This window comes from Actibacterium sp. XHP0104 (assembly GCF_025751515.1).
Lineage (GTDB): Bacteria > Pseudomonadota > Alphaproteobacteria > Rhodobacterales > Rhodobacteraceae > Actibacterium_D.
This window is the reverse complement of record NZ_JAOWLE010000010.1, coordinates 1-24,924: the sequence shown is the minus strand read 5'-3', so window position 1 is coordinate 24,924 and position 24,924 is coordinate 1. Positions and strand designations below refer to the sequence as shown.

General features: G+C 61.7%; 24 protein-coding genes and 1 tRNA gene. 10 read left to right on the top strand and 15 right to left on the bottom strand.

Annotated elements, in window-relative coordinates:
* Window positions 1-6: 6 nt before the first annotated feature.
* The 5 genes from uvrC to OE856_RS13295 form a co-directional block, all read right to left on the bottom strand.
* The gene (gene uvrC / locus OE856_RS13315; RefSeq protein ID WP_263716644.1) at window positions 7-1,884 is read right to left on the bottom strand and encodes an excinuclease ABC subunit UvrC; all 1,878 of its coding nucleotides are present in this window, start codon (window positions 1,882-1,884) and stop codon (window positions 7-9) included.
* Between the two features lie 305 nt (window positions 1,885-2,189).
* Window positions 2,190-2,969: an SDR family oxidoreductase gene (locus OE856_RS13310; protein ID WP_263716643.1), complete on the bottom strand. Its 780-nt coding sequence runs from the start codon at window positions 2,967-2,969 to the stop codon at window positions 2,190-2,192.
* A gap of 10 nt (window positions 2,970-2,979) precedes the next feature.
* Window positions 2,980-3,942: a calcium/sodium antiporter gene (locus tag OE856_RS13305; RefSeq protein ID WP_263716641.1), complete on the bottom strand. Its 963-nt coding sequence runs from the start codon at window positions 3,940-3,942 to the stop codon at window positions 2,980-2,982.
* Window positions 3,943-4,126: 184 nt separating this feature from the next.
* Window positions 4,127-4,930, bottom strand: a complete 804-nt coding sequence (locus OE856_RS13300; RefSeq protein WP_263716640.1) for a S49 family peptidase — start codon at window positions 4,928-4,930, stop codon at window positions 4,127-4,129.
* 142 nt (window positions 4,931-5,072) lie between these two features.
* Window positions 5,073-5,537, bottom strand: a complete 465-nt coding sequence (locus OE856_RS13295) for an ArsR family transcriptional regulator (RefSeq protein WP_263716639.1) — start codon at window positions 5,535-5,537, stop codon at window positions 5,073-5,075.
* Between the two features lie 157 nt (window positions 5,538-5,694).
* Between OE856_RS13295 and OE856_RS13290 the strand changes: the two genes are divergently transcribed.
* The 3 genes from OE856_RS13290 to OE856_RS13280 are packed head-to-tail and all read left to right on the top strand — an operon-like array spanning window position 5,695 to window position 7,797.
* Window positions 5,695-6,885: an FAD/NAD(P)-binding oxidoreductase gene (locus tag OE856_RS13290; RefSeq protein ID WP_263716638.1), complete on the top strand. Its 1,191-nt coding sequence runs from the start codon at window positions 5,695-5,697 to the stop codon at window positions 6,883-6,885.
* A 29-nt stretch (window positions 6,886-6,914) separates the two neighbouring features.
* Window positions 6,915-7,346 (top strand): DUF1641 domain-containing protein, encoded by a 432-nt coding sequence (locus OE856_RS13285; protein ID WP_263716637.1) that lies wholly within the window; start codon window positions 6,915-6,917, stop codon window positions 7,344-7,346.
* A 1-nt stretch (window position 7,347) separates the two neighbouring features.
* The gene (locus OE856_RS13280) at window positions 7,348-7,797 is read left to right on the top strand and encodes an iron-sulfur cluster assembly scaffold protein (RefSeq protein WP_263716636.1); all 450 of its coding nucleotides are present in this window, start codon (window positions 7,348-7,350) and stop codon (window positions 7,795-7,797) included.
* Between the two features lie 55 nt (window positions 7,798-7,852).
* On the opposite strand, the gene dmdD is transcribed toward OE856_RS13280, so the two are convergent.
* The 4 genes from dmdD to OE856_RS13260 form a co-directional block, all read right to left on the bottom strand.
* Window positions 7,853-8,659, bottom strand: coding sequence for a methylthioacryloyl-CoA hydratase (gene dmdD, locus OE856_RS13275; RefSeq protein ID WP_263716635.1), 807 nt, complete (start codon window positions 8,657-8,659; stop codon window positions 7,853-7,855).
* Between the two features lie 51 nt (window positions 8,660-8,710).
* Window positions 8,711-10,477, bottom strand: a complete 1,767-nt coding sequence (locus OE856_RS13270; protein WP_263716634.1) for an acyl-CoA dehydrogenase — start codon at window positions 10,475-10,477, stop codon at window positions 8,711-8,713.
* Window positions 10,478-10,654: 177 nt separating this feature from the next.
* Window positions 10,655-11,467, bottom strand: coding sequence for an enoyl-CoA hydratase/isomerase family protein (locus OE856_RS13265; RefSeq protein ID WP_263716633.1), 813 nt, complete (start codon window positions 11,465-11,467; stop codon window positions 10,655-10,657).
* A gap of 48 nt (window positions 11,468-11,515) precedes the next feature.
* A complete protein-coding gene (locus tag OE856_RS13260) occupies window positions 11,516-12,970 on the bottom strand; it encodes an AMP-binding protein (RefSeq protein WP_263716690.1) in 1,455 nt (484 codons plus the stop codon).
* On the opposite strand from OE856_RS13260, the gene OE856_RS13255 reads away from it, so the two are divergent.
* Window positions 12,860-13,144 carry a hypothetical protein gene (locus OE856_RS13255; RefSeq protein WP_263716694.1) on the top strand — a complete coding sequence of 95 codons (285 nt, stop codon included), beginning with the start codon at window positions 12,860-12,862 and terminating at the stop codon, window positions 13,142-13,144. The two genes, OE856_RS13260 and OE856_RS13255, sit on opposite strands and share 111 nt — an antisense overlap.
* Before the next feature lie 229 nt (window positions 13,145-13,373).
* Here OE856_RS13255 and OE856_RS13250 read toward each other — a convergent pair whose 3' ends face one another.
* Together OE856_RS13250 and OE856_RS13245 are read right to left on the bottom strand one after the other, a co-directional pair.
* Window positions 13,374-14,738, bottom strand: coding sequence for a class I adenylate-forming enzyme family protein (locus OE856_RS13250; protein ID WP_263716632.1), 1,365 nt, complete (start codon window positions 14,736-14,738; stop codon window positions 13,374-13,376).
* 62 nt (window positions 14,739-14,800) lie between these two features.
* On the bottom strand, window positions 14,801-15,544 hold the full coding sequence (locus tag OE856_RS13245) for a TetR/AcrR family transcriptional regulator (protein ID WP_263716631.1): 744 nt from the start codon (window positions 15,542-15,544) through the stop codon (window positions 14,801-14,803).
* Between the two features lie 86 nt (window positions 15,545-15,630).
* Between OE856_RS13245 and OE856_RS13240 the strand changes: the two genes are divergently transcribed.
* From OE856_RS13240 to OE856_RS13220, 5 genes are all read left to right on the top strand, one after another.
* Window positions 15,631-16,155: a TRAP transporter small permease subunit gene (locus tag OE856_RS13240; RefSeq protein WP_263716629.1), complete on the top strand. Its 525-nt coding sequence runs from the start codon at window positions 15,631-15,633 to the stop codon at window positions 16,153-16,155.
* Window positions 16,145-17,446 (top strand): TRAP transporter large permease, encoded by a 1,302-nt coding sequence (locus OE856_RS13235; RefSeq protein WP_263716628.1) that lies wholly within the window; start codon window positions 16,145-16,147, stop codon window positions 17,444-17,446. The genes OE856_RS13240 and OE856_RS13235 overlap by 11 nt, the downstream gene beginning before the upstream one ends.
* Window positions 17,447-17,516: 70 nt before the next feature.
* Window positions 17,517-18,563: a TRAP transporter substrate-binding protein gene (locus tag OE856_RS13230; protein ID WP_263716627.1), complete on the top strand. Its 1,047-nt coding sequence runs from the start codon at window positions 17,517-17,519 to the stop codon at window positions 18,561-18,563.
* Between the two features lie 82 nt (window positions 18,564-18,645).
* On the top strand, window positions 18,646-19,191 hold the full coding sequence (locus OE856_RS13225; RefSeq protein WP_263716626.1) for an OsmC family protein: 546 nt from the start codon (window positions 18,646-18,648) through the stop codon (window positions 19,189-19,191).
* A 130-nt stretch (window positions 19,192-19,321) separates the two neighbouring features.
* The gene (locus tag OE856_RS13220) at window positions 19,322-20,377 is read left to right on the top strand and encodes an AraC family transcriptional regulator (RefSeq protein WP_263716625.1); all 1,056 of its coding nucleotides are present in this window, start codon (window positions 19,322-19,324) and stop codon (window positions 20,375-20,377) included.
* Window positions 20,378-20,390: 13 nt separating this feature from the next.
* On the opposite strand, the gene OE856_RS13215 is transcribed toward OE856_RS13220, so the two are convergent.
* Window positions 20,391-21,191, bottom strand: a complete 801-nt coding sequence (locus tag OE856_RS13215) for a glycosyltransferase family 25 protein (RefSeq protein ID WP_263716624.1) — start codon at window positions 21,189-21,191, stop codon at window positions 20,391-20,393.
* A gap of 4 nt (window positions 21,192-21,195) precedes the next feature.
* Window positions 21,196-22,017, bottom strand: coding sequence for a sulfotransferase family protein (locus OE856_RS13210; RefSeq protein WP_263716623.1), 822 nt, complete (start codon window positions 22,015-22,017; stop codon window positions 21,196-21,198).
* An 829-nt stretch (window positions 22,018-22,846) separates the two neighbouring features.
* Here OE856_RS13210 and OE856_RS13205 point away from each other — a divergent pair.
* Window positions 22,847-23,347 carry a polysaccharide pyruvyl transferase family protein gene (locus OE856_RS13205; RefSeq protein WP_263716622.1) on the top strand — a complete coding sequence of 167 codons (501 nt, stop codon included), beginning with the start codon at window positions 22,847-22,849 and terminating at the stop codon, window positions 23,345-23,347.
* A gap of 22 nt (window positions 23,348-23,369) precedes the next feature.
* Here OE856_RS13205 and OE856_RS13200 read toward each other — a convergent pair whose 3' ends face one another.
* Together OE856_RS13200 and OE856_RS13195 are read right to left on the bottom strand one after the other, a co-directional pair.
* The gene (locus tag OE856_RS13200; RefSeq protein WP_263716621.1) at window positions 23,370-24,548 is read right to left on the bottom strand and encodes a hypothetical protein; all 1,179 of its coding nucleotides are present in this window, start codon (window positions 24,546-24,548) and stop codon (window positions 23,370-23,372) included.
* Window positions 24,549-24,804: 256 nt separating this feature from the next.
* Window positions 24,805-24,881, bottom strand: a tRNA-Met gene (locus OE856_RS13195).
* Window positions 24,882-24,924 lie beyond the last annotated feature (43 nt).

Below are 24,924 nucleotides of genomic sequence, written 5' to 3'. Positions count from 1 at the left end.
ACAGCCTCAGCCGCGCTCATGGAAGAAGCCATAGATGGTTTCCGCCAGGCTGTCGGAAATACCATCGACCGCCTTGAGATCGGCCAGACCGGCGCGGCTGACGGCCTTGGCGCTGCCGAAATGGGTCAACAGCGCGCGCTTGCGGGTGGCGCCCACGCCGGGGATCTCGTCCAGCGGGGTCGCGCCCACGGCCTTGGCGCGTTTCTGGCGGTGCGCGCCGATGGCATAGCGGTGGGCCTCGTCGCGCAGGCGCTGGATGAAATACAGCACAGGGTCATTGCGGCGCAGGGCAAAGGGGCGCTGGCCGGTGCGGTGGAATTCCTCTTTGCCTTGGTCGCGGTCGATGCCCTTGGCCACGCCGACCATCGGGATGTCGGTCACGCCGAGCTCGGCCATGATCTCGGCCACGGCGCTGACCTGCCCGGCGCCGCCGTCGATCAGCAACAGATCGGGCCAGGTGTCGGTCTGGCGGTCGGGGTCTTCCTTCAGCAGCCGCTGAAAGCGCCGGGTCATCACCTCGCGCATCATGCCGAAATCGTCGCCCGGTGTGATCGCACCCTCTTTGATGTTGAACTTGCGATACTGGCTTTTGATGAACCCCTCGGGGCCCGCCACGATCATCGCGCCCACCGCATGGGCGCCCTGGATATGCGAGTTGTCGTAAACCTCGATCCGCTGCGGCGGTTCGTCCAGCCCAAAGGCCTCGGCCACGCCGCGCAGCAGCTTGCCCTGCGCCACGGTTTCCGACAGCCGCCGGCCCAGGCTTTCGCGGGCATTGCGCGCGGCATTGGCGACCAGCTCCATCTTTTCGCCGCGCTGGGGCACGCCGATTTCCACCTTGCGGCCCAGCCTGTCGCTTAGCATCTCGGTCATCAGGTCGCGGTCTTCGATGTCATGCGACAAAAGGATCATCCGGGGCGGCTGACGGCGGGTGTAGACCTGGCCCAGAAAGGCCTGCAACACCTCGGCCTCATCCACGCCGACACCAACCTTGGGATAGTAATCCTGATTGCCCCAGTTCTGATGCGCGCGGATAAAGAACACCTGCACGCAGGCCTGCCCGCCCTCGAGATGCACAGCGATCACGTCGGCCTCGGACACGCCGCGCGGGTTGATGCCCTGCGACGATTGCACCTGGGTCAGCGCGCGGATGCGGTCGCGCAGGGCGGCGGCGCGCTCGAATTCCATCGCGTCAGAGGCCTCTTGCATCTCGGCGGCCAGCTTTTCCTGCATCTGGGTGCTGCGGCCTTGCAGGAACCGTTCGGCATCGGTCACCAGCTCGGCATAGTCATCCTCGGAGATCTTGCCGACACAGGGCGCGGAGCACCGCTTGATCTGATAGAGCAGGCAGGGCCGCGTGCGGCTCTCGAAGGTCGAATCCGGGCAGTTGCGCAGCAGGAACACGCGCTGCAGCTGGTTCAGCGTGCGGTTCACCGCCCCCGCACCGGCAAACGGGCCGTAATAGGCGCCCTTTTCGCGCCGGGCACCGCGGTGTTTCTTGATCTGCGGATAGGCATGCGCCTTGGACACCAGGATATGCGGAAACGACTTATCGTCGCGCAGCAGCACGTTGTAATGCGGCTTGAGCTGCTTGATCAGGTTCTGCTCCAGCAACAGCGCCTCGGTTTCCGTCCGGGTGGTCAGAAACATCATCGACGCAGTTTCGCGGATCATCCGGTCGATACGGGCATTATGGCCCGAGGGCGTCGCATAGTTCGACACCCGTTTGCGCAGGCTGCGCGCTTTGCCGACATACAGAACACGGCTATCCGCATCCAGCATCCGATAGACGCCGGGCGAATGGTCGAGCCCCGGCAGATAGGACTGGATGCAGGCATATCCGGTGGGCCGCTCGACAGGGTTCTGGTCGGTTTCGTCGTTCATTTGATCCGCGTCATGATTCCCTGCTCTGGCTGCAAAAATAGCAGAGAAGGGGCAAGGGAAAAGCTGTCCACGGAATCTGTGGATAAGTCTGGGGGAAAGTTCCCGGCGAGGAACAATTTCCCTTGTATTTTGGGGCGTTCATCGAATTGCCTATTTTTTAGGCGCAAATATAACATATTGAAAATAAACAAATAAAATTATGAGCGTATACAAATTGTTGAAATTGCAGCGAAATTTCGGGGTCTACTGTCATCAAAATGTGATGTGTGGACGGAAACGCACGGCGCGTTAACCTGAACGGCGTTTCACTCGATTCCGATCACGTCGGGGGTTTTCCATCCCAGATGCTGCCCGCCATCCACACAGATCAGCTGGCCGGTCACGGACGGGGCCGCCAATAAGTAGTCCAGCGCCGCCGTCACATCCTCGGCATTCGCGCCCCGGCCCAGAATGGTCGCGGCCCGCTGGGCGTCGAAATGGGACTGGCTTTGGCGCGACCCGCGCAACGTCGGCCCCGGCCCGATGCCGTTGACCCGGATCGCGGGGGCCAGCGCCTGGGCGGTGGTGCGCGTCATCGCCCACAGCCCCATCTTGGCCAGCGTGTAGGTCATGAATTCTGGCGTCAGCTTGTGCACCCGCTGGTCGATCATGTTGACGATCAGGCCGGCGGCGCGCGGCTCTCCGTGCTCGTCCGTGATCGGGTGCAGCCCCTGGGCCGCAAAGACCTGCGTCAGCAGGAACGGCGCGCGCAGGTTCGACTGCATATGCCTGTCCCAGCTGTCGCGAGTGGCGCTGGCCAGACTGTCATATTCAAAGATAGAGGCGTTGTTCACCAGCACCGTCAAAGGCCCGCCCAGGGCCTCGGCCGCGCGCGGGATCAGGGTCTCGGTCTCGGCATCGATCAGCAGATCGGCCCGCAAGGCGACCGCGCGACGGCCCATGGCGATGATCTCGGCCACCACGCCTTGAGCCTCGTCCTCGGACCCGTGGTAATGCACGGCGACATCATACCCGCGCCGCGCCAGGCACAGCGCCATCGCCCGGCCCAGCCGCTTTCCGGCACCTGTCACAAGCGCTTTTTGCATCGGGGCCACCTCAGATCAGAACGGAAACGACATATCCACCATAAAGCAGGGTCAGCACAACACCCCAGAATTTTGTGATGTTCCAGCCGCGAAAGACGAACGGAAACAGGATCAACGACGCCGCCAGCATCACCCACAGGTCATAGCGCAGCATCTCGGGCGGCACGGCCAGATCGCCGACGAAGGTGGCAATGCCGATGATGGCCAGCAGGTTGAACATGTTTGACCCGATCACGTTGCCCAGCGCCACATCCGCCTGCCGCCGCAGCGCCGCCATGACCGTTGTCGCCAGTTCGGGCAGCGAGGTGCCAACGGCAACCAGCGTCAGGCCGATCACGGTCTCGCTGATGCCATAGGCGCGCGCCAGGTTGACCGAACTGTCGACCAAGAGGTCCGCGCCCAACGGCAGGCCGATCAGGCCCAGCAGCATGAACATCACGATCTTCCACACCGGCATCGACGGGTCGGCGCCTTCGAGATCTTCGAGATCGTCCTCGTCCTCGGCTTCGGCCGCACAGGCGCGCCGATGTGCCCGCGCGGTGCGCAGCGCGTCAGTCAGCAGATAGGCCAGCCCAGACAGCAGGATCACCCCGTGCCACCATGTCAGCGGCCCGACAAAGCACAGCGCGATGAACACCACCGACGCCAGCAGCATCATCACATAGGTGCGCCGCGTGTCGCATTCGCCCGTATGCAGCCCCGCCATCAGCGCCGGCAGGCCCAGCACCAACAGCGCGTTCGCGGTGTTCGATCCCACAACGTTGCCCAGCGCGATGCCCGGCGCATTGTCCAGCGTGGCCTTGATCGCGATCAGCAGCTCTGGCGCCGAGGTGCCGAATGCCACGATCGTCAGGCTGACGATCAGGGCAGGCACGCCAAGGCGCAGGCTCATGTTCACCGCGCCCTTGACCAGCGAGTCCCCCGCCAGGAGAAGGATCACCAGCCCCAGCGTCGCATACATCAGATCGACCATAATGTCGTCTTATCCCTTCCTGCAGGGGCAAGGCCCGCTGCCAATCTTGTATCGCCCGCAATCGGGGCATTTGCCGGGTTTCCCTATCCCGGTGATGCGCCCGCCTCCGGGCAGCCGCAGCCGCCCGAACATTGCCAGCACTGCCATTCCGATCAGAAAGAAAGAGATGATCTTGAACAGCATGTCACAACCCGTATTGCGCCCACAGGGCGCGTTCCTCGATCGTATCCGCCAGCTCGGACACGGCGCGCGCCCCCAGCCGCTGCCACAGTGACCGCTTGGGGTCATAGGTGCGGAATTTGACCTTGTCTCCGAATATCGCCTTCATGTTCGGCACCATATGCCCGATGCCGTCGGCCAGCCCCAGGTCGACCCCGCCCTGCCCGACCCAGATATCGCCGGTGAACAGATCCGCGCCCTCGGCCAGACGCGCGCCGCGGCGATCGGTGACATGGGTGACAAAGCTTTGGTGAATCTGATCCTGCAACGCCTTCAGCCGGGTGATGTCGGCCTTTTTCTCGGGCTGGAACGGATCAAGCATGCTTTTCGATTTGCCGGCCGTATGCACCCGGCGCTCGATCCCGTGGCGGGCGATGAATTCGTGAAATCCGAACCCGGCCGAGATCACCCCGATCGACCCGATGATCGAGCTGGCATCGACCCAGATCTCATCCGCCGCACAGGCCAGCCAATACCCGCCCGAGGCGGCGACATCCTCGACAAAAGCATGAACGGGGATCTCTTTTTCATCGGCCAGCCGGCGAATGCGCGCGGCGATCAACGACGACTGTACCGGCGAGCCACCTGGCGAGTTGATCACCAAGGCCACCGCGTCGGGCTTGCCCCGCGAGAACGCGCGCTCGATCATCGGCGCCAGCGCCGCATCGTTCAAACCGCTCCCGCCGCGCCCTCCCGAAGAAATCACACCCTGCAGCCGCAACACGGCCACCAGCGGATCGGATTTCACGAAGGGCAGGTAACGTTTCATGCCATGGATGTAGATTGCCCCCCAGCCGGGAACAAGGCATCGCGGCGAAACTCATGCCGATGTGGCCAGTTTTTCGCATAGATCACGCGCCAATCGCCCGCTTGGGCCGCTCAGGGGCCCCGCCCGCCCGTCGCAACTGGCGCTAGCGGGCATCCCGGCGAACGGGGAAGGCCGATAGGATCGCCGCCTGGTTCGCCCCGCAAAACCGCTCTGCCGCGAAATCAATATCGCCCTTGTATAGGCGGCGCAGGGTGTCGACCATCGCATCAAACGACTTGTCGAGCGATATGCAGGTCTGGTCTGTCGGGGCGATGTAGATGGATTTTCCCACCGGGTGACGACGCAGGAAACCGTCTTCGACCAGTTGGCCGATCTTGCGGTGCAGCGTGCTGATCGGCAGATCCAGCACCTCGGAAAGCGCCGAGAGATCGTAAAGCTTGCCCTGAAGATTGCCCTGCACGACGGTGCGAATGATCAGGCAATCGATCGGCTTGCCCCACATCCCCGTTTCCATCGCGTAAAACCGGTTCAGACACTCGATGATCTGGGCCTGCACCTCTGCCCGCACATCAAGATGCGCGCTGTCAGTCTGCACCTTCTCCTGCATGTCACATGCCTCCCCTGGCGCGCGGATCAGCACCCGCCCTTTCCAATGTGGAAAGGTTAACTCTTGGCGACAAGGGACATGTGGTCGCATCTAGGCAGCACCGATGCGAACCACAGGGGGCGGCACCGGCCAATCGAAATCTCTAGGAGGAGACACCATGACAAAGCATATTCTCGTTGTCGGCGGCGGTATCGGAGGCACGATGACCGCGAACAGCATTGTCAACAAACTCTACCCAGAGGTCTCGGCGGGCAAGGTCAAGGTCACCATGCTGTCGGACAGCCCGTGGCACTATTACAAGCCCGCCTTCATGTATGTCGCCTTTGACATGTTCTTCGAGGGCGAACTGCGCCGCAAACAGCAATCTCTGCTGCGCCCCGAGATCGACTTTCAGGTCGACAAGGTCATGTCGTTCGATTTCGCCGGGTCCAGGGTGAAAACCGCCAGCGGCAAGACCATCGGCTATGATTACATCGTCGTTTCAACCGGTTGCGTGCCCGCGCCCGAGCGGATCGAGGGCCTGAAAGAGGGCGGCGACTATTTCTACCAATACGACCCCGCCCGCCAGCTGTCCGAGAAACTGCGCAAGCTGGAAAAGGGCCGCGTCTTTATCACGGTGAACTTCCCCGAAACGCCGAACGTCCCGCACCAGTGCGGCATCGCCCCGCTGGAAACCACCCTGATGCTGGACGAATACCTCCGCCGCAAAGGCGTGCGCGACCAGATCGAGATCGTCTACACCTACCCCACCGTGTCGCAACTGCTGCGCAACTGCCTGTTCCTTCAGGAAGAGGTGTGCTCGGTTCTGCCGCCGATCTTTGAACAGCGCGGCATCAAGTTCCAGCGCAGCTTTACCCTGAACAAGGTCGATGCCGAAAAGAAAATCGCCTATTCGGCCGAGGGCGAAGAGCAGGATTTCGACATTCTGATGTCGACGCCGCCGATTCGCGCCGTTGATGCCGTTCTGCAAAGCGGCGTGTCGCAGGCCCCCAATAACGAGGGCTGGCTGCCCACCGACCGCGCAACCCTGCAACTGGACGGCTATCCCAACGCCTATGTGATGGGCGACACGGTTGACCTGCCGATCTCGAAAGCGGGCGGGTCGTGCCACAACCAGTGCCCGGTGATCGCCAACAACATCGCCGGCGACATCCGCCTTGGCCGCACGGTCGATGTCTATGACGGCAAGGTTCAGGCCGTGGCCCAGATGGGGCTCGAGGCCGGCATGCCGCTTTGGTACGACTATGACGAAGACGTGCACCCCACCCCGCCCACCAAGGTCGGTGGCCTGCTGCGCAAAGCATTCAATCGCGGCATCTACTGGTCCGTCGCTCGCGGCATCGTCTGATTTCAAACATTCACGAACAGGAGGACGCCATGGCGAACCCCACAGCACCCCAGGCGGATACACCGCTTCTTGAACGCATCAGCCAGCAAAGCGCCTTTGCCGACGCGGCGACCGAGGCCGGGCTGATTGACCTGGCCAACAAGGTTGCCCCTCTGATCCAGGGCCGCCGCTTTCACAACGTCGTCGATCTGATGTCGCTGGCCGCAGACGGTGTGGATATGGCGGATGACGCCATGATCCAAAAGATGATGGGCGGATACGAAGATCTGGTCAGCAATCTCTGGATGCTGTCCAACGCCGCGCGCTATGCCTCGAACGAGGCCATGCGGCAGCCGGTGCCGTCGCGCATGGGTCTGCTAAAGGCCGCCGCCGACGAAGACGTGCGCCGCGGCTTGCATTTCGCGCTGCAGTTCCTGGCCGTGCTGGGGCGCCAGACGGCACCGCAAGCCGACGACGCCTAACGTGGCCCAGGCCGACGCGGCGCTTGCGGCGTTATATCAACCGCGCATCCGGGAACTTGCGGCCCGGGTGCGCAACGACCGTCGCCTTGGCGCGCCCGATGTGACCGTCACCTGCCGCAGCCCGGTCTGCGGCTCGATGTTGACCCTCGACATGACCCTGCGCGACGGCACCGTGACAGAGCTGGGCTGGAAAGCCCGCGCCTGCACGCTGGGCATGGCCTCGATGGGCATCGTGTCACGCGCCGCCCCCGGCCTGACCGCCCCACAGATCGCACAGACGGGCGAGGCGGTGGCCCGGCTGTTGAAGGGCGCCGACGACATCACCTTTGCAGAGCCCTGGCACGATTACGCGGTCTTTGTGGCCGCGCGCGATTTCCCCACCCGCCACGGCTCGATCCTGTTGCCGTTCACGGCCCTGGCCCAAGGCTTTGCCGAACGCGCCCCTGCCTGAAACGCGAACAGGGCGCCCAAAGGCGCCCTGCTTGATCGTGCGTACGTGATCCGCCTTAGCTGTTGGGGCGGATGCGGGCGGCGCTTTTGTCGGCAAAGGCCTCCAGCCGCGCGCGGGCAGCGGGCTGGGTGTTGACGATGCCCGCGACAAAGGATTCCGCATAGGCCGCATCCAGGCCCGACATGTTCTGCATGTGGCTGATCGCCGAGCAGATGGCAAAGTTGGTCAGCGGCAGGTTGGCGGCGACCTTCTCGGCCAGCTCCAGCGCCTTGTCCATGCTAGAACCTTCGGTGATATACTGGGCCAGACCCAGATCGACGGCCTCTTGGCCCTGATAGACACGACCGGTCAGGATCATGTCGATCATGCGGTATTTGCCGATCATGTCCGACACGCGGATCGTCGCGCTGCCGCCGGTGAAAATGCCGCGCTGGCCTTCGGGCAGGGCGAAATAGGTGGTCTGATCCATCACACGCACATGCGCCGCGCTGGCCAGTTCCAGACCGCCGCCGACAACCGCGCCCTTCAGCGCCGCGATGATCGGCACACCACCATATTCCATCTTGTTGAAGGCCTCGTGCCAACGCAGGCAGACATGCATGAAGTCTTCGGGGCTGCGATCGGCCTTCCAGTGCTCGACCAGATCCAGACCAGCGCAGAAATGTTCGCCCTCACCGGCCAGAACCACGGCTTTGACGCCGATCTGACGGGCCGAGCTGAAGAAGGTCACCAGCTCTTCGATGGTGGCGGCGTCCAGAGCGTTACGCTTGGTCGGGCGGTTCAGGGTTACGACAGCAACCCCGTCGCCATGCTCGCGGATCGCGAGGTTTTCGTATTCCAGGTCTTTCTTGTCCAGTGCCATGGTTCAGCCTTTCGTTCAGATGTCGTGATCCATTCAAAACCGAATGGGGTGTCAGATTTCGGCAGCCATCAGGCTGGCCGCGCCCAGGGTGATGCGCGTGCGCTCGGCCGTGCAGTCGGGCAGGATGTGATGGGCGTAGAACAACGCGGTGGCGATCTTGTCGCGCATGAATTGCGTGTCTTCGCCACGCTCCAGCGCCTCTTGCGCAGCCAAGAGCGCCCGGCCCAGCTGCCAGCCGGCGGCCAGATTGCCCGACAACAGCAGGAACGGCACGCTGCCGGCATAGGCGGCGTTGGGGTTGGTCGGCGCGGTTTCAAGCAGATACTCGAGGCTGGCCTCGAAATCTTCGCGCGCCTCGTGCAGGCGTGCCGCAACGGCGGTGGCGGTCTTGCCGGCCCCGCGCAGCTTCTGCTCGGTATCGGCGATCATGTCGGCAAACCGGCGGGCGGTTTCACCGCCATCGCGCAGCACCTTGCGGCCCAGCAGGTCGTTGGCCTGGATCGCGGTCGTGCCTTCGTAGATCGGCAGAATTCGCGCATCGCGATAAAGACGCGCGACGCCGGTTTCCTCGATGAACCCCATCCCGCCATGCACCTGAATGCAGTGCGAGGCCACCTGAACGGCCTGCTCGGTGCAATGCCCCTTGACCAGCGGCACCAGCAGCTCGGCCATGGCATCGGCATCCGCGCGCGCCTCTTCGGGGCCGTTATGAGCCAGGTCCAGCCAGCCCGCGGTGGCCGCAACCAGCGCGCGCCCGCCCTCGACCAGGGCCCGCATGCGCATCAGCATCCGGCGCACATCAGGATGCGCGATGATGGCAACCGCATCATTCACAGACCCATCGACCGGGCGGCTTTGCACCCGCTCTTGCGCCTGCGACAGGGCCAGCTGATAGGCCCGCTCGGCCACGGCCACGCCCTGAACGCCGACGGAAAAGCGCGCGGCGCTCATCATGACGAACATATAGCCCAGGCCCTTGTTTTCCTCTCCGACCAGAAACCCCTTGGCCCCGTCGAATTCCAGCACAGCCGTCGGGCTGGCCCGCACACCCAGCTTGTGTTCCAGGCTGACACAGCTGACCGCGTTGCGCTTGCCCGGCTCGCCGTCCTCGGCCACCAGGAATTTCGGCACCACGAACAGGCTTAGCCCCTTGGGCCCCTCGGGGGCGCCGGGGGTGCGCGCCAGCACCAGGTGGATGACGTTCTGCGACATCGGGTGGTCGCCATAGGTGATAAAGATCTTGGTGCCGGTGATGGCATAGCTGCCGTCATCCTGGCGCACAGCCTTGGTGCGCACGCGGCCCAGATCGCTGCCGGCCTGCGGCTCGGTCAGGTTCATGGTGCCGGTCCATTCGCCGGTGACCATCTTGTCGAGATACAGAGCCTTTTGCTCGTCGCTGCCCTTCATGCTCAGCGCCTCGATCGCGCCGTCGGTCAGCAGCGGGCAGAGGCCAAAGCTCATGTCAGCAGCGTTCATCATCTCGGTGGCGGCGGCCCCAACGGCGCGGGGCAGACCCATGCCGCCGAATTCAGGAGAATGCGACAGGCTTTGCCAGCCCATTTCGACGAATTGCGCATAGGCGGCCTCGTACCCGTCGGGCATCACCACCTTGCCATCGACCAGCTTAGAGCTGGTCTCGTCCCCGGTGATGGCCAGCGGCGCGATCACCTCGGAGCAGAACCGGCCAAACTCTTCCAGCGCGGCGCGCGCATCTTCGGTGCCGATGTCGCTGTAACAGGGCGCCGAACACACCTCGGACCATTGCGACAGATGCTCGATATTGAACAGAATGTCTTTGACTGGCGGGTGATAGATCATCCCATGCGCTCCTGATCTTGTCTCTTTCTGCCATTTTGAACGAAGCTATGGCCGAAACAATCTCTATGCGGGACAATTTTATATCATAAAGTGACAAATCCGGTGGATTCCACATGTATAATGCCGCCGCATGGCATCAAAGCACCGTGCGGCGGCATATCAGAACGAAAGGCGCGCCTACACCGTCAGCTTGCCATATCGCTCATCACGAAAGTTCAACGCCTCGCGCAGACCCTTGGTGCGAACCAGTTCCTGGAACTGCGCCTTCTCCGGCGCCTCCGCCGCATTCAGCGTCGCCGCGATATCAAGATTGGCATGAACGGCAGTGCGCAGGCCCATGGCCTCGTATGCGCGCACCAGCGCGGTCTTGGTCAGGCGCAAGATCACCAAAGGCGTCAGGGCGATTTTCTGGGCCAGCGTGTTGACGGTCGCCTCCAGATCCTCGGGCGCCACGACACGGTTCACCAGACCGATCTCAAGCGCAGTCGCCGCGTCCACGGTATCGCCGGTCAAAAGCAGCTCCATGGTTTTTTTCTGCCCCAGGATGAACGGCATCAACAGCGTAACCGGCCCCGAGCCGAAACGGATCTCGGGTTCGCCAAACTTTGCCCGATCCGTCGCGATGATCATGTCGCAGGCCATGGCAAGCTCGCAGGCCCCTGCCAGACACCAGCCATCGACCGCACCGATCGTCGGCTTGGTGCAGGAAAAGACGGCCATGCTGAGACCAACATTGTTCGACAGGGCGGCATGCCAGTCTTCGGGGCGGGCCAGGCCCATTTCGACCTCTTGCGCAATGTCATAGCCGACCGAGAAATTACCCTCGGCGCCGCGAAGAACGATGACCTTCACATCGTCGTTCTTCTCCATATCCGCCACGGCCTGACGGGCACCGGCCACCACTTCGGCCGCCAGCGCATTCAGCTTTTTGGGACGGTTCAGCGTGATCCAGCCGATACCATCCTCGATTTTCGTCTCTACAACGCTCATGTTCCTCTCCTTTGTTTGAAACAGTGGTTTGTCGTGCTTTCGACGGCACTATGTGCCGTGCGTTATTGGCAGCTGCCCCTTGGCCAGCATGTCGCGCAGTTGGCGTTTGTCGGGCTTGCCCAGGGTCGTGCGCGGCAAGGCGTCGACGACGCACCATTGGTCAGGCACCCACCAACCGGGCACCGTGTTGCGCAGATGATTGCCCAGCTCGGCCGCATCCATGGAATGGGCGGGGTCAATCGCAATCACGGCAAAGGGGCGTTCTTGAAAGCGGGGGTCGGGCCGGGCAATCACCGCGGCCTCGCGCACCCATCCAAGGGCACAGATCGCGTCTTCCAGAGGGCCGGCGGGAATCCACTCGCCACCCGATTTGATCGCATCCTTCAGGCGGTCCGTCAGGGTCAGAGCCCCGTTGTGGTCGATAGTGCCAATATCACCGGTCGCAACCCAGCCGCTGGCATTCGCCGCAGCTTCGCTCGCGCCAAGATAGCGGGCGATAACGGTCGGCCCGCGCACCTGCACCTCTCCGGCCTCGGCACCGCCCATCGGTAAGGCCGCGCCGGTTTCACCCACCGTGCGGATCTCGAGCCCCGGCACCGGATGCCCCAGCGGACCATGCGCGGCAGTCTCTTGCGCCACTCCGATGACCGACATCGACGAGGTCTCGGTCATCCCCCAGGCCTGAAAGGTTTCTATGCCGCGCTCTGCCAGCGCCTTGCTCAGACGTGCGGGAACCGCCGCCCCTCCCGTGGCAATGCGAGACAAGCTAGGGGCCAGCGCCAGTTCGGCCTCGGACATATGGGCCAAGAGATCGGTCCAGATTGTCGGCACACCGGCGGCAATCGTCACCCCGGCCTTTTCGATCAGCTCAACCAGAACGTCAGAGCGAAACGACCCCCCCGGCAAGACAATGCCCGCCCCCGCCATCGCGCATGCATAAGGAAGCCCCCAGCCGTTCACGTGGTAGAAAGGCACAGCCGGCAACACAGTGTCAGACCGGCCGATCGCCAAGGTATCGGCCAGACACAGGTTGAGAGCCTGCAACCACAAGGAACGATGCGAATACGCCACGGCCTTGGGGCGGCCGGTTGTTCCGCCCGTATGGCATATCGTGGCGGCCAGATGCTCTTGGATATCGGGAATGTCCGCCGGATCGGGCAAAGCCGCGCCCGCGATGAAATCCGCATAGCGCATGACCTCGATGCCACTGGGCAGCTCAAGCTTTGGCTTGGTCGCGCCCGCCACAAGGATCAGCCGCACCCGCGTTTCCGCCAGCAGCGGGGCCAGGGTCTTGAACCTCTCGGCCAGCCCGGCATCAAGGATCAGCGCCTTGTCTTCATTCTCGACCACCATGTCGGCAAGATCGGAATCCGACATTCGGATATTCAGAGGATGCAGAACGAACCCAAAGGCCGGAACACCCAGGCAGGCCTCGAAATGCCCGCCGGTCGTCGCGCAAAAGGTGGCAACCCGGTCGCCAACTTGCAGCCCGCGGGCCTGCAAAGCACGCCCCAACCGCGCGGCCCGGCGGGCGCAGTTTTGCAGGTTGTCGAACTCGACACCGTGTTCTGCATTACGCACAACCTGCGTGCCTGCACCGCTGCGCAAGGCACGCCTAAGGATTCGCGCGACCCCAAGGTCGCCCATTTGCATCGTACTTTTCATTTTATTTCCTGAACTTAGACGACCAAGACCGCCGCGGACGCCAAACACCCACGTATCTTGAACCGTATTGCCGACACCCCTGGGGCCTGATCTTGCTGGCCCTGCATCTGGTGACTTGCTCGCTCGCTAGTGGTCAGTCATCGCATTGACCCCCATGTCAGCACCTCGCGTGTTGGTGATCGCCTTGTCTGGTTTGTGAATGGCCGCGCAGCCGACGGGCGGCGGCGCGCCTCTATGTGGTTCATGACACCGCGCCCCCCGTGATCAGCTCTCTGAGCGCGGCACGATCCGCCTTTCCGGTGCGCCCGGTCGGCAGGCTTTCGGCAAAATGGATCGCATCGGGCAGCTTGAACCGATCCAGCCTGGACCGCGCCCAATCGATCAGTTCCTGACCGGAAACCGTCGAAGCGCCCGATCGAATGATCAGCAGGTGAATCGCCTCGCCGAATACGTCATCAGGCACCGAGGCCGCCAGCGCGGCAGCCACATCCGGGTGCTCACGAAAAGCCGCCTCGACCTCGAGCGGCGAAATCTTGTTGCCCCCGCGGTTGATCAGTTCTTTGATTCTGCCCTTCAGAACCACCTCGCCAGAGGGCAGTATCTCTGCCTGATCGCCGGTTTTGATCCAGCCATCGACCAGCGTCGAACCCGTCAGCTCGGGCATATCCAGATACCCCAGCATCGCATAGGGGCTGCGGATCATCAGCTGCCCGGTACCGGGCTCGGCAGAGACTTCGACCCCCGGCGTAACATGGCCCAGACTGTCATCCCCGCGATCTGGCGCAATGTCGCGTCGGAACAAATCGCAGGTGCCCGTTTCGGTCAGGCCATAGATGCTTTGAATGGTTGCCCGCGGCCAGGATCGCAGCACGGCCTGACGAAGAGTGGCATCCACAACCTCGCCGCCCGCCAGAACATCAAAGGCATGGTCCGTGCGGATCGTATTCAGCATCAGCCGCAGCATGGTCGGCACAGCCGCCAGATAGTCGAAATCTGCCGCGCCCATCACCCGCGCGGCCCAATCCGTCGAAAACCGGCCCGTCATATGAACCGTACCGCCCAGCATCAACGGCAGGAACGTCGCCCATTGGCCGAAACTGAACAGCAGTTGCAGTGGCACGATGGCGGTTGGGGCGGGTTTCATCTGGGTGAATGCCCTGATTGCCAAAAGCTTGGCATTCAGCCGCTTGCGCGAAAGCACGACCCCCTTGGGCGCGCCGGTAGAGCCGGACGTGAAGGTGATGATGGCCGCACCGTCAAGCAGCGGCCGAGCGGGCGGGGCGGTATCCGATATACGCGTCAGGCCCGTTTGACCGGCCTCGCCGACAGGGCCTGCGCCAATCACGAACCGGGCCCGCGTCACGGCCCGGACCTGATCCGCCATGTTCGAATCATGATGAACCGGCACCGCCACGGCACCGGCACCGATCACGCCCAGAATACCGGCGACATCCTCGGCGCAGCCGCGTACCGGCACCAGAACGGGCTCATGAGGGGCCACGCCATTCTGGCCAAGAAGGCGGCTGACCTGCGCGATCTTGTCTTGCAGCACCGACATCGGCACATGACCCGAGTCATCATGGATGCCACCGCCGGTGCCATGCATGATTGCATCATGAAGATCAGGTGCTTGCGTCAGGTGCGCCATGTTTCGACCCCGGCCCCTGCTTAGGCCCAGGCCGCGGCGGCACGCATGTCGCCGATGGATTTTATACCACCCACGACATAGGGAATCAGGATCTCTTGATAACCGTCATAATCGGCCGAAAGGCTGTCATCGCCCAGCAGGCCATTGATCCGACTGTCGTTGGTTGTTGACCCGTAAAGCCCAGCCAGCAGGAACTGAAAGGCACGGGCGCCATCAACCTTGGTCAGCGTCGGAACGGCGCGACGGATCGCTTCGATATAGCGATGCGCCGTGGGGTTGAAACCTTCGCTGATCGCTTGCGACAGCTTTGCATCCCACACGTTGCGCCCGATGAACAAGGCATAGCACCGCCAACCCGGATCATCGCTTTTCAGCTTGGCAAAGTAGGGGTCAAGAAACGCGCGCACGACCGGTTCTAGCTCGACCTTATTCAGACCGACCAGCCGCTCATACGAATCCAACAACTGCAAACGTTCGTCGCTGATCAAACCCGCGCGCCTCAACACGACCTCTTTGATCAGCTCGTCTTTTTGACCAAAGTGATATACGATCTGACCGACATTGGCGCTGGCGACCTCTGCAATCTCTTTCAGAGTGACCGCTTCATAGCCCCTTTCGGCAAAGAGATGCTCGGCTGCATCAAGCAGGTTGCCCCGTGTGGCTACGTTGTAAGACCCGGCCCGTTTAGCACTAACCACCGTCACCTCCAGAAATGAATTTCGTAATCCAGTATCTAAATTGGATCGAAATTTTATGTTTGACAAGTTGTTTGTTTCCAAAAACCATAAGCGTCATACAAATTTCAAAGCCAAAACGCGTATGACGTTTCGGTTTTGCTCGGGGAGGAGCAATGAATATTCTGTTATGGATCGACAGGTTAAACCTGTTGGCAGGTCGCGCCGTCAGCTACGTCGTCTGGATCGGCGCAGCGATTCTCGTCTGGGAAGTCGTGTCACGCTATGCATTCGGCAACCCAACCGTTTGGGCGCACGGATACACACAACGCATATTCGCGTCCTACTTCATTCTGATCGGCGCCTATACCTTGCTGCGCGGCGGGCATGTTCGGGTCGATCTTTTGCTGACGAACCGGGGGCCGCGCGCCTTGGCGTTCTTTGATGCGGTGAACTATGCGTTCTTGCTGATCTGGACCTCGGCCCTGACATACGAGGGCTGGAACTTCTTTCAGGAAGCCCTGCTGTGGTCCGAGCGCGACGACAGTGCGCTGGCGCATCCGCTCTGGCCTGTAAAACTTGTGCTGGTTGTGGCCGCGGGCCTGATCGCGCTTCAGGCTTTTGCCGGATTTATCCGCTCTGTCGTGGCCATTTCTTTCCCCTCGAAATCAAACCTGGGGGCGCTGCGCCATGAGTCCTGAGCTTCTGACAATCGGCATGTTCGGCGGCCTGATCGTTGCCATCATGATGGGCGTTTCCCTGTCTTTCGCCGTGGGTGGCATCGCGGTCATCTTTGCGCTGATCCTGAACGGGCCCCAGGGGCTGTACTCGGTCGTTTCCAGCACTTTCGGCAACATGTGGTCCATCCTGCTGTCCGCCATCCCGCTGTTCATCGCAATCGGTATCGCGCTTGGCCGCTCGAAGATCGCCGACGACCTGTACCGCGCCTTTTACCTTTGGTCGGGCAAGGTGAACGGGGGGCTGCTGATCGGCACGTCGGGCTTTGCTGCGGTCTTGTCGGCGATGACGGGTAACTGCTCTGCCTCGACCATTACCACCGGCCTGGTCGGCATTCCGGCAATGAAGCGTCACGGCTACAATGATCGTTTCGTTCTGGGCACGATTGGCGCCTCCGGCACGCTTGGCATCCTGATCCCGCCTTCGATCACGCTGATCATCATCGGCATGATGACCGGCCTGTCGGTGGGCAAACTGTTCTTTGGCGGACTGATCGCGGGGCTGTTCATTCTTGCCGCCTTCATTGCGTATGTCGCCATCAAGGCCAATCTCTATCCCGAACTGGCCCCTTCGGCCGAAGTTTCCGCACCGTTCCGAGAGAAAGTCCGGGCGCTGAAATCCGTCTTGCTGCCGCTGCTGATCGTTCTGTCGGTTCTGGTGTCCATTTTCATGGGCATCGCAACACCGACCGAAGCCGCGGCCGTCGGCGTGGCCGCCGTGCTGTTCTCGGTCTGGCTGCGCGGCGAGCTGACATTCACCTTTATCAAAGAGGTCAGCCACGACACCGCCTCGGTCACGGGCATGGTTGTGTGGATCATCTTTGGCGCGGGCGCATTCGTGTCGATCTATTCCAGCGGCGGCGGCATCGCGTTCATGCTGGAGCTGTTGCGCAGCAGTGATCTTAGCCCCTGGGCCCTGATCATCCTGATGCAGATCGCGGCGCTGATCATGGGCATGTTCCTCGATCCGGTCGGGATCATCCTGCTGACCCTGCCGATCTTCTTTCCGATCGTCGTCGAGCTGGGCTTTGACCCGATCTGGTTCTGCGTGATTTTCCAGCTGAACCTGTGCATCGGCTACATCACCCCGCCGTTCGGCTACAACCTGTTCTATCTCAAAAGCCTCAGCCCTCAGACCCCGATCTCGCAGATCTACATCGCCGTGATGCCCTTTCTGGGAATCATGCTGGCGACCGGGGCGTTTCTGATGGCGGTGCCAAGCATCCTGATCTCGCTGACAGCGATGATGAACTAATCCCCACCTGACCCAGGCCGGACGCCCCCTCGGCGTTCGACGCCACAAATTCAACACGGAGGAAACCAAAATGACTGACACACCTATCAACCGACGCCGACTGCTAAGCGGCGGTGCTTTGGCGGCGGGGGCAACCATGCTGTCCGCCCCCGCGGTGCTGGCCCAGGAACAGATCAAGTGGCGCATCCAAAGCCACTGGACGCCGGGCGTGGAATATTACGACTCGGTCTATGTCGAGTTTGCCCGCTGGGTGACCGAGGCCACCGATGGCGAGGTGCAGATCGAGGCGCTTCAGGCCGACACCGTCGCGCCGACGGGCGAGGTTCTGGGCGCGCTGCGCCGGGGCCTGCTGGATGCGGCCTTTATCTTCCCCGGCTACTGGATCGGCAAGATCCCGGTCGCCGGCCACCTGAACGGCAACCTCGCCACGTGGGACAGCCACGAAGAGATGCAGATGTTCTTTTACGACATGGGCGCGCTCGACATCATCCGCGAAGCCTATGCCAAGTTCGGCATCTACCAGGCGGGCCCGATCTCGTTCGCCGGGATTGCCCTTTATGCCAAAAAGCCGATTGAAACGGCCGAGGATTTCAAAGGGTTCAAGATCCGCTCGACCGGCACCCCGGCGCGCGTGTTCGAAAAGATGGGCGCCGCGCCCGTGTTCATTCCGGGCGGCGAGCTGTACCAGAGCCTTCAGACCGGCGTCGTCGATGGTGCCCATTGGGGGGGCGTGTCCACGGGCTGGGGCATGAACCTGCAAGAGGTCACCGACCACATCATCGCCCCCGATTTCCTCAGCCATTCCAACGGCGAGTTCATCGTGGGCATGGATCAATGGAACAAGCTGGGCGATGACCACAAACGGGTCATCCATAGCGCCGTGCGCGCGATGAGCACCAATGCCAGCGCCCATTTCCGCCATCTCGACTATATCCGCATGGATGAGTTCACCAACAAGATGGGCAAGACCGTCTCGACCGTAAGCGACGACGTCCTGGCCCAGCTGCGCAAGCATTCTCTCGAGGTCGTCGACGAATATTCCAAGGAAGACCCGGAATACAGCGGCCGCGTCGGTGATCTGTTGCACGAATTCATGCGCCTGACCGGAAAGGTCTGACCGTTCTCTCCCCCCTCGGCGCCCCCCCTCCTCTCTCTCCCGGGGGCGCCGCTTTTTCACACATCAATGAATGGAAGAAACGATGTTGAATAATGTCGATGTCGACGCCCTTGATGGCGCGCGTCAGCAGATCCGGGAAACCCCCGAGGCCGGCTTGGCCACCTATGGCGTCAACCTCGCCTGGCAAAGTGGCGTGCGCGCCGAAGTGACGGCCCTGTCCATGACCGTGGGCGGAGAAGAAATTCCCCGCGATTACACATGGGTCGTTGACGAACCGCCGCAGCTGCTGGGCGAAAGCAAAGGGCCGACACCGCAGGAATATCTGATGTCGGGCGTGGGCGCGTGCATCATGGTTGGCTTTGTCGTCAATGCCAGCGTCCGCGGGATCGAAATTCGCAAGCTGGATGTAAAAGTGACCGGCGGGCTGGACCTGGCCGGATTTCTCAACCTGCGCGATGACGCAAAGGTCGAGATGTCTGGCCTGACCTACGAGATTTCGGTTGATTGCGATGCCGACGCGGAAACCCTGGCCGAAGTCGAGGCCGCCGCCGTCGGCTTTAGCCCCAACGCCATGTCGGTCAAGAATGGCATCCCTGTCACCGGATCGGTGACGCGGGTCGCGGCCTGACACCATCATGAAATCGGGCGCCGCCATGCCGGCGCCCGGTCTTCACGGCAATCGCCGTCATCGCCAGGGCACGCCTGACACAGCCGATATTATGCTTTTCCAAGCCGGCCGATGCTGTTTAGCTGCCGCCATGATCAACGCTTCGGACCCAGTCAGCCTTACCACCGTCTCGCGCGGCCTGATCGCGGATTGGCTAGAGGCCATGCGCCGGTGTTTCTCTGACCCCGAGATGCGCGACCTGCTCCGGCGGGCGGGGCTTGAGGCCTCTCAAGACCATCCAAACGCGCGGGTGACGCTGGAACAGATCGTCGCCATCTACCAGATCGCCGCCGTCGAAAGCGGCGACGAGATGATGGGCCTGTGGAGCCGGCCGATCCGCTCGCGCGCCTTGCAGCATCTGCTGACCACCGTTCTGGCCGCCGATACGCTGCGCTCGGCGCTGCACCGGTTTTCGACCTTCTGGAACCTGCTGCTCGAGGATTTCCGCTTTGACCTGACCGATCAGGGCCGGACCCTGACCCTGTCGCTGCACCCGCTGGGCGAGGGGCCGGTTCAGCGGTTCGGGCATCTGCTGATCCTCAAGCTGGCGCATGGCGTGCTGTCCTGGCTTGCGGGCTACGAGGTGCCGGTGCACTCGGTGCACTTTGCCTTTGCCCAGCCCCCCTATGCCGAGGATTACACCGTGATCTTCCCGGCCCGCGTCGGCTTTGACGCGCCCTGTTCAGAGATCTCGTTCGACGCCTCGACGCTGGGCACCCCCGTGGCGCGTAACAAATCCGAACTGGTCGATTTCGTGAAACGGGCGCCCCGCGACTGGATCTTTACCGCCTATCGCGAACATGCCCAGTCGCTGCGCGTGCGCGAGTTTCTGTTCCGGTCGAACTGGCAGAACTGTCGCCTTGTCGATGCCGCCGATGCGTTTCGGATGACCCCCCGAACCCTGATGCGCCGGCTCGATGCCGAGGGCACCTCGTTTCAGGCCATCAAGGACGCGCTGCGCCGTGACATCGCGATCCGCGATCTGCGCGAGACCCGCAAAACGGTCGATCAGATTGCCGAAGATCTGGGCTTTTCGTCCGCGACCAATTTTCACCGCGCCTTTCGCCGCTGGACGGGCGACACCCCCGGCGCCCATCGCGATCGGCCGTCAGACTACCTGGTGCTGTCGCGGCCGCAGCCAGACTGACCCCGCGTGCCAATCACGACGCGGCCTGCGCCACCGGTGTTGCGTCGTGGCCCTGGTCGCGATCAAACGCCCATTGGTGGCGTTTGGCGGCCAGTTTGTTCACGTAAAGCCGCCGCTGTTTGCGCAGCTGGTAGAACCGGGCGCGGCGCACATCCTTGGGCTTTTTCGCGGTGTTGATATCGCTTTCCGCCCCCGACGGGGTGAATGGAACCTGGGTCAGCCCCACACCGGCATTGGTTTGCACGCCCCAATAACGCAAGAAATGATCGACCGGCATGAAGATCGGATAGGCGGCCTTGAGGAAAGCCTCGGCCCCGGCGCGCGACCAAAGGATTGCCGTCGTGGTATCGGGGAAATAATGCGCCCGGCACAGCTGCGCGTCGTCCGCGTTCAGGGCCTTGATCGGAGAGAAGAACCGCTTTACCGGACGGCCCAGATTGACCATGTGCCAGCCCGGCGCGATGCCGGCGGTCAGGTCAGACATCACCTCGTCAAGCACGGCGCGGGCATTGGGCGCACATGTCAGATCGTCTTCAAGCGCCAGGCCATACCGCGCGTCAGATTCCAGAAAACGCCGTGCCACGTCGACATGCGAAAAATAGCAGCCCAGCTCGCCCCCCGACAGCTTGCGCCCGAACCACGAACAGGCCCGCGCCTCGTCATATTCGGGGCGCGTCAGCGGATCGAGCTGACGCCCATCAAAGGCCGAGATGCGTTCGAACGGAATACCGGCCTGATCCAGTTGAGCGGTCGCGACATTCAGACGCTCGGTCGAGCTGTCGAGATTGATGAGATATGCGGAAAACTGGGTCACTGTTCTAACACTTTTCGAAGGTTTCATTATAGCTCTCGGGAAAGAGCTGCGCCAGCCATGCATAGTCTTTGGCATAGAGCGCCTTGATGCGCTCGATCTGGGCATCTGTCGGCGAGTACTGGCTGCGCGAGCTGTTCTTGCGCTGGGCACCCGGCGGCGCCTCGCCGGTTTCCAGCCCCAGCCGCACCCCCAGCGCGTGAATGTCGCGGCGCAGATGTTCCACCTGCCCGACGAACCCGTAATCGATCAGATCGGGGCGCAGGTTGTAGAACTGCGGGCGGAAATGTTCGTCCATCCGCTCTATATCCTTGTCGATACAGGCCTGAACATAGTCGAGGTAGATATCGAACCGCTGCGCATCATCGCGTGCCGCGGACATGCCCATCGCATCCCAAAACGGCGCGTGGCGTTCGTAATTGTTGTTCTTCTTGTCCAGGGCAAAGTCGGTAAAGCCCGAGACACAGCGTCTTACCGGGTCGCGCAGGATCGTCACCTTCAGGCAGTCAGGATCGGAGATCGCGCGCACGATGTCGGGATAGGACCACAACCCCTGCGACAGTGTCTTGTCGCGGTGGACGGTGCTTCCCGTATATTCGGTGCCCTTCTCCCACTCGTAGATCTTGTGGCACAGGCTGGTGCTGGCGGCCTTCGAGTTCTTGATGAACAAGGCCCGCCCCTGATGGAACAGCAACGAATGGATGGCCATCGGCACCAGCTTGGAGGGCAGATTGGCAAGGGTTTTCTTATGTTCATAACGGCGGCTGACGGGGGCCAGGACCTTGGCCTTTGCCAGGTTCATCCGCTTGTGAAGAAAGACTTTTGTCAAAACTCAGCTCTCTCGCATGGCCGGCCAACGGGCTTTATCCCCAAAGAAGATACGCCGCAGGCGCGTTCAGGCTCTTCGCCGCCGTCCAGTGTCCTCCGACCCCGCCCGCCCAATCCTGGGCGCCAGCATGGATCGGTCCTTTTACGTCGCCATACCATGAAGGGGCACCATTGACCAGCTCCCCCCTAGGGAGAGTTGCGAAAAACCGGCACAATTTTGCCGACACGCTGCTGCTACGGCCTGATCACCGGCGGTTTTCAGCCAAAGCAGCCGCAAAAAACCACCAAACCGGCGCTTGGGCGAATCGCCTGCATTCCTGCTCGACGGAGCCAATCCGAGGGGCTATGTCCAACCAGGATGAGAACTGCCACGCGCGGGGCCGACATATCGACGCGATGTGCAAAAGACGACTTTGGGCGCGCTGCCTCTGTGTGAAACGAGAACGGCGAACTGTGGTAAAGAGTATTGATGAGACCAGAGATCAAATCGTGCTTTGACGCTTTGGCGGACGAGCTGAAGAACGTCTGCCAAGGGCGGCCCGTTGTATTCTTGCTGAATGACGGGAACTGGGGCGACAGCCTTATTCGTGAGGGCGCCGAGGCATTCCTGACCAGCCATGGCATTCGCTATCACATGCTCAAGGTTCTCGACCTCAAGAAGGGCAAAGTGTCCCTTGCCCAGGCGAAAGAGCGGCTTGGCCACTCTGATCCGGTTGCCGTCTATAACGGGGGCGGCTCATACGATCCGCGTTATGGCCGCCTGCCGTTTCTGGGCGAACTGGCCGGCGCGTTTTCCGCCAATGTGTTTCTGCCGGCAAGCTACCCCCGGCATGCGCGACGGGCTGCCGAAAGACGCGATCTTCTACGCCCGCGACAAGGGCGAAAGTCTGAGAAACGTCGAGGACGCGCGTTTCTGTCACGACATGGCGTTCTTTCTGACCCCCGAACCCGGCACGCCGACACGCAAGGTCGGGGCGTTCATGCGCGAAGACGGAGAGCGCCCCGCCAACGCCCCCATTCCGCCGGGAAACCGCGACATCTCGGCCGAAGGGCGCGCCCATACGCCCGTAAGACGTTTCCTGGATCAGATTGCACGATACGAGACCATCTACACCAACCGCCTGCATGTCTCGATCAGCGGGGCGCTGTTGGGGCGCAGGGTTCACCTTTTCCCCAACGACTATCTCAAGAACGAGCTGGTCTTTGAGGCCACGTTGAAACCTAATTTTCCGAATGTCTCATTCGAACGGGATTACGAAGAGCTTCGCAACCTGACCGTGACGCCGGATTCGATCTGGACCCGGCTTGGAACCACCTTCAGGCGCAAATAGCGCCCGCCGACCATAGCGCGCCTTAGCGCCCGCCAAGGCATCGTCTTACGGCGCGTTTCACCGTGTATTTCCGAAACACATGCGACAAGGCATGATCCAGATCGGTCTCGCCCCTCTCGCGAAACCCGGCCTGAATATCGCGCCAGAAATCCCAGGTGAACCGGTTCTCCCATCTCCACGGCAGCTTCAGCCGCCGAAGTGTTTTGCTTGAAAGTTCGGTGTCAAACGTATCTGCCAGCTGTTGATAGCCGCCAATGATCAGCTGCGCCTGGGTCCGCATGCATTTCTCACAGACCCCGCAGTTATAAGCGCCGCCCGTATTCTTGTGACAGACCCGAAGCCCCTGCAGAAGATACGGCGCATGTGTCGCGACTGTCTCGATCTTGTCTTGGCGGCTTGCCCGGCACGAGAAATGCCGCACGCTCTGCTCGTCACACGACCACATCGGGTCGACCAGGGGCGAGCTGGCATGAGGCACGATCTTGTCATACTTGGCGTATGAGCCGATCAGCACATTCGGCACAATCGGGGCAAAAACCTTTGAAATGCCCCCCAGCACCACGCTGAAACCCAGCTTTTCCCAATCGACGATCTTGTAATGCAGATCCCGAACATTGGTGCGAATGTCTGCACAGATCATGTCATGGCCCGCCGGCAGCTGCGCGAATATCGTCGATTTTGTCTTTTCCCAAAGGTCGTCTTGATCCAGCGCGATATCCATCCCCTGGATAAGCCACAGGTCAGTGATCGGCAGGGTTCCGAACTCGCGGTGCAGACGCGCGCTCTCGGCGATATTGTACAGTGAATCAACACCACCCGAATAGAAAGACCCCACCCGGGCAGACGCACCGCGCGGGCGGAACTCACCCTCGGCATCCAGATCGACGATCTCGCACAGGCCGAGAAAGTAGTGTTTGTAGATCGCCATCGCCTCGAGCAGGTTCAGCACCAGAGACTGCGACATCGCGCCCCGAACCTGCAAGCGTTCCCCCAGACACATGGCAAGCGTCAGGCACATGATGACAAAGCCGTCGGGCCTGGCCTCGGTCGGCTTTAAATAGCTTTCAGGCCAATCAATCCAAAGCTCCTGGGTTCGCGTGCCGGTCTTGGGAAAGACCCGCCCCGGGGTCTCTATCTCGATCGTTGCACTAACACGGCAGCGGCCGAGAGCGCTCGATATCTCAACAGGATGAATAATCATAAGGACACTTCCGCAGAAATCCGTTCACTTGGCCTGTGTACATGGAAAGGGCTTGAGATGGGCGAAAAGCGGGACGGTTGGACTGTGATCTTTACGATCGGCCAGAGCAACCTTGCCGTAACACGGGTCTCTACAACACGAACGCCACACTCTGTAGCGCGCGCCTATTGCTTCCAGTTTGCTTCCATCGGTGATTGCGCGACGCGGAATACCTCCCGAGGGAGGTTTGTAAATTATTGTAATGTTGTAATTATTTTGGTTGCGGGGGCAGGATTTGAACCTGCGACCTTCAGGTTATGAGCCTGACGAGCTACCGGGCTGCTCCACCCCGCGCCGATGATGTTTTGATTGATCGTTTTGAGAGATACGTTGTTGT

Excerpts from the sequence above, each read along its gene's own strand:
- uvrC (WP_263716644.1), bottom strand. The coding sequence starts at position 1,884 with ATGAACGACGAAACCGACCAGAACCCTGTCGAGCGGCCCACCGGATAT.
- OE856_RS13305 (WP_263716641.1), bottom strand. The coding sequence starts at position 3,942 with ATGGTCGATCTGATGTATGCGACGCTGGGGCTGGTGATCCTTCTCCTG.
- OE856_RS13205 (WP_263716622.1), top strand. The coding sequence starts at position 22,847 with ATGCGCGACGGGCTGCCGAAAGACGCGATCTTCTACGCCCGCGACAAG.
- OE856_RS13230 (WP_263716627.1), top strand. The coding sequence starts at position 17,517 with ATGACTGACACACCTATCAACCGACGCCGACTGCTAAGCGGCGGTGCT.
- OE856_RS13235 (WP_263716628.1), top strand. The coding sequence starts at position 16,145 with ATGAGTCCTGAGCTTCTGACAATCGGCATGTTCGGCGGCCTGATCGTT.
- OE856_RS13265 (WP_263716633.1), bottom strand. The coding sequence starts at position 11,467 with ATGAGCGTTGTAGAGACGAAAATCGAGGATGGTATCGGCTGGATCACG.
- OE856_RS13220 (WP_263716625.1), top strand. The coding sequence starts at position 19,322 with ATGATCAACGCTTCGGACCCAGTCAGCCTTACCACCGTCTCGCGCGGC.
- OE856_RS13240 (WP_263716629.1), top strand. The coding sequence starts at position 15,631 with ATGAATATTCTGTTATGGATCGACAGGTTAAACCTGTTGGCAGGTCGC.
- OE856_RS13270 (WP_263716634.1), bottom strand. The coding sequence starts at position 10,477 with ATGATCTATCACCCGCCAGTCAAAGACATTCTGTTCAATATCGAGCAT.
- OE856_RS13285 (WP_263716637.1), top strand. The coding sequence starts at position 6,915 with ATGGCGAACCCCACAGCACCCCAGGCGGATACACCGCTTCTTGAACGC.
- OE856_RS13310 (WP_263716643.1), bottom strand. The coding sequence starts at position 2,969 with ATGCAAAAAGCGCTTGTGACAGGTGCCGGAAAGCGGCTGGGCCGGGCG.
- OE856_RS13290 (WP_263716638.1), top strand. The coding sequence starts at position 5,695 with ATGACAAAGCATATTCTCGTTGTCGGCGGCGGTATCGGAGGCACGATG.
- OE856_RS13255 (WP_263716694.1), top strand. The coding sequence starts at position 12,860 with ATGCAGAACGAACCCAAAGGCCGGAACACCCAGGCAGGCCTCGAAATG.
- OE856_RS13295 (WP_263716639.1), bottom strand. The coding sequence starts at position 5,537 with ATGCAGGAGAAGGTGCAGACTGACAGCGCGCATCTTGATGTGCGGGCA.
- OE856_RS13250 (WP_263716632.1), bottom strand. The coding sequence starts at position 14,738 with ATGCATGGCACCGGCGGTGGCATCCATGATGACTCGGGTCATGTGCCG.
- OE856_RS13200 (WP_263716621.1), bottom strand. The coding sequence starts at position 24,548 with ATGATTATTCATCCTGTTGAGATATCGAGCGCTCTCGGCCGCTGCCGT.
- OE856_RS13300 (WP_263716640.1), bottom strand. The coding sequence starts at position 4,930 with ATGAAACGTTACCTGCCCTTCGTGAAATCCGATCCGCTGGTGGCCGTG.
- OE856_RS13225 (WP_263716626.1), top strand. The coding sequence starts at position 18,646 with ATGTTGAATAATGTCGATGTCGACGCCCTTGATGGCGCGCGTCAGCAG.
- dmdD (WP_263716635.1), bottom strand. The coding sequence starts at position 8,659 with ATGGCACTGGACAAGAAAGACCTGGAATACGAAAACCTCGCGATCCGC.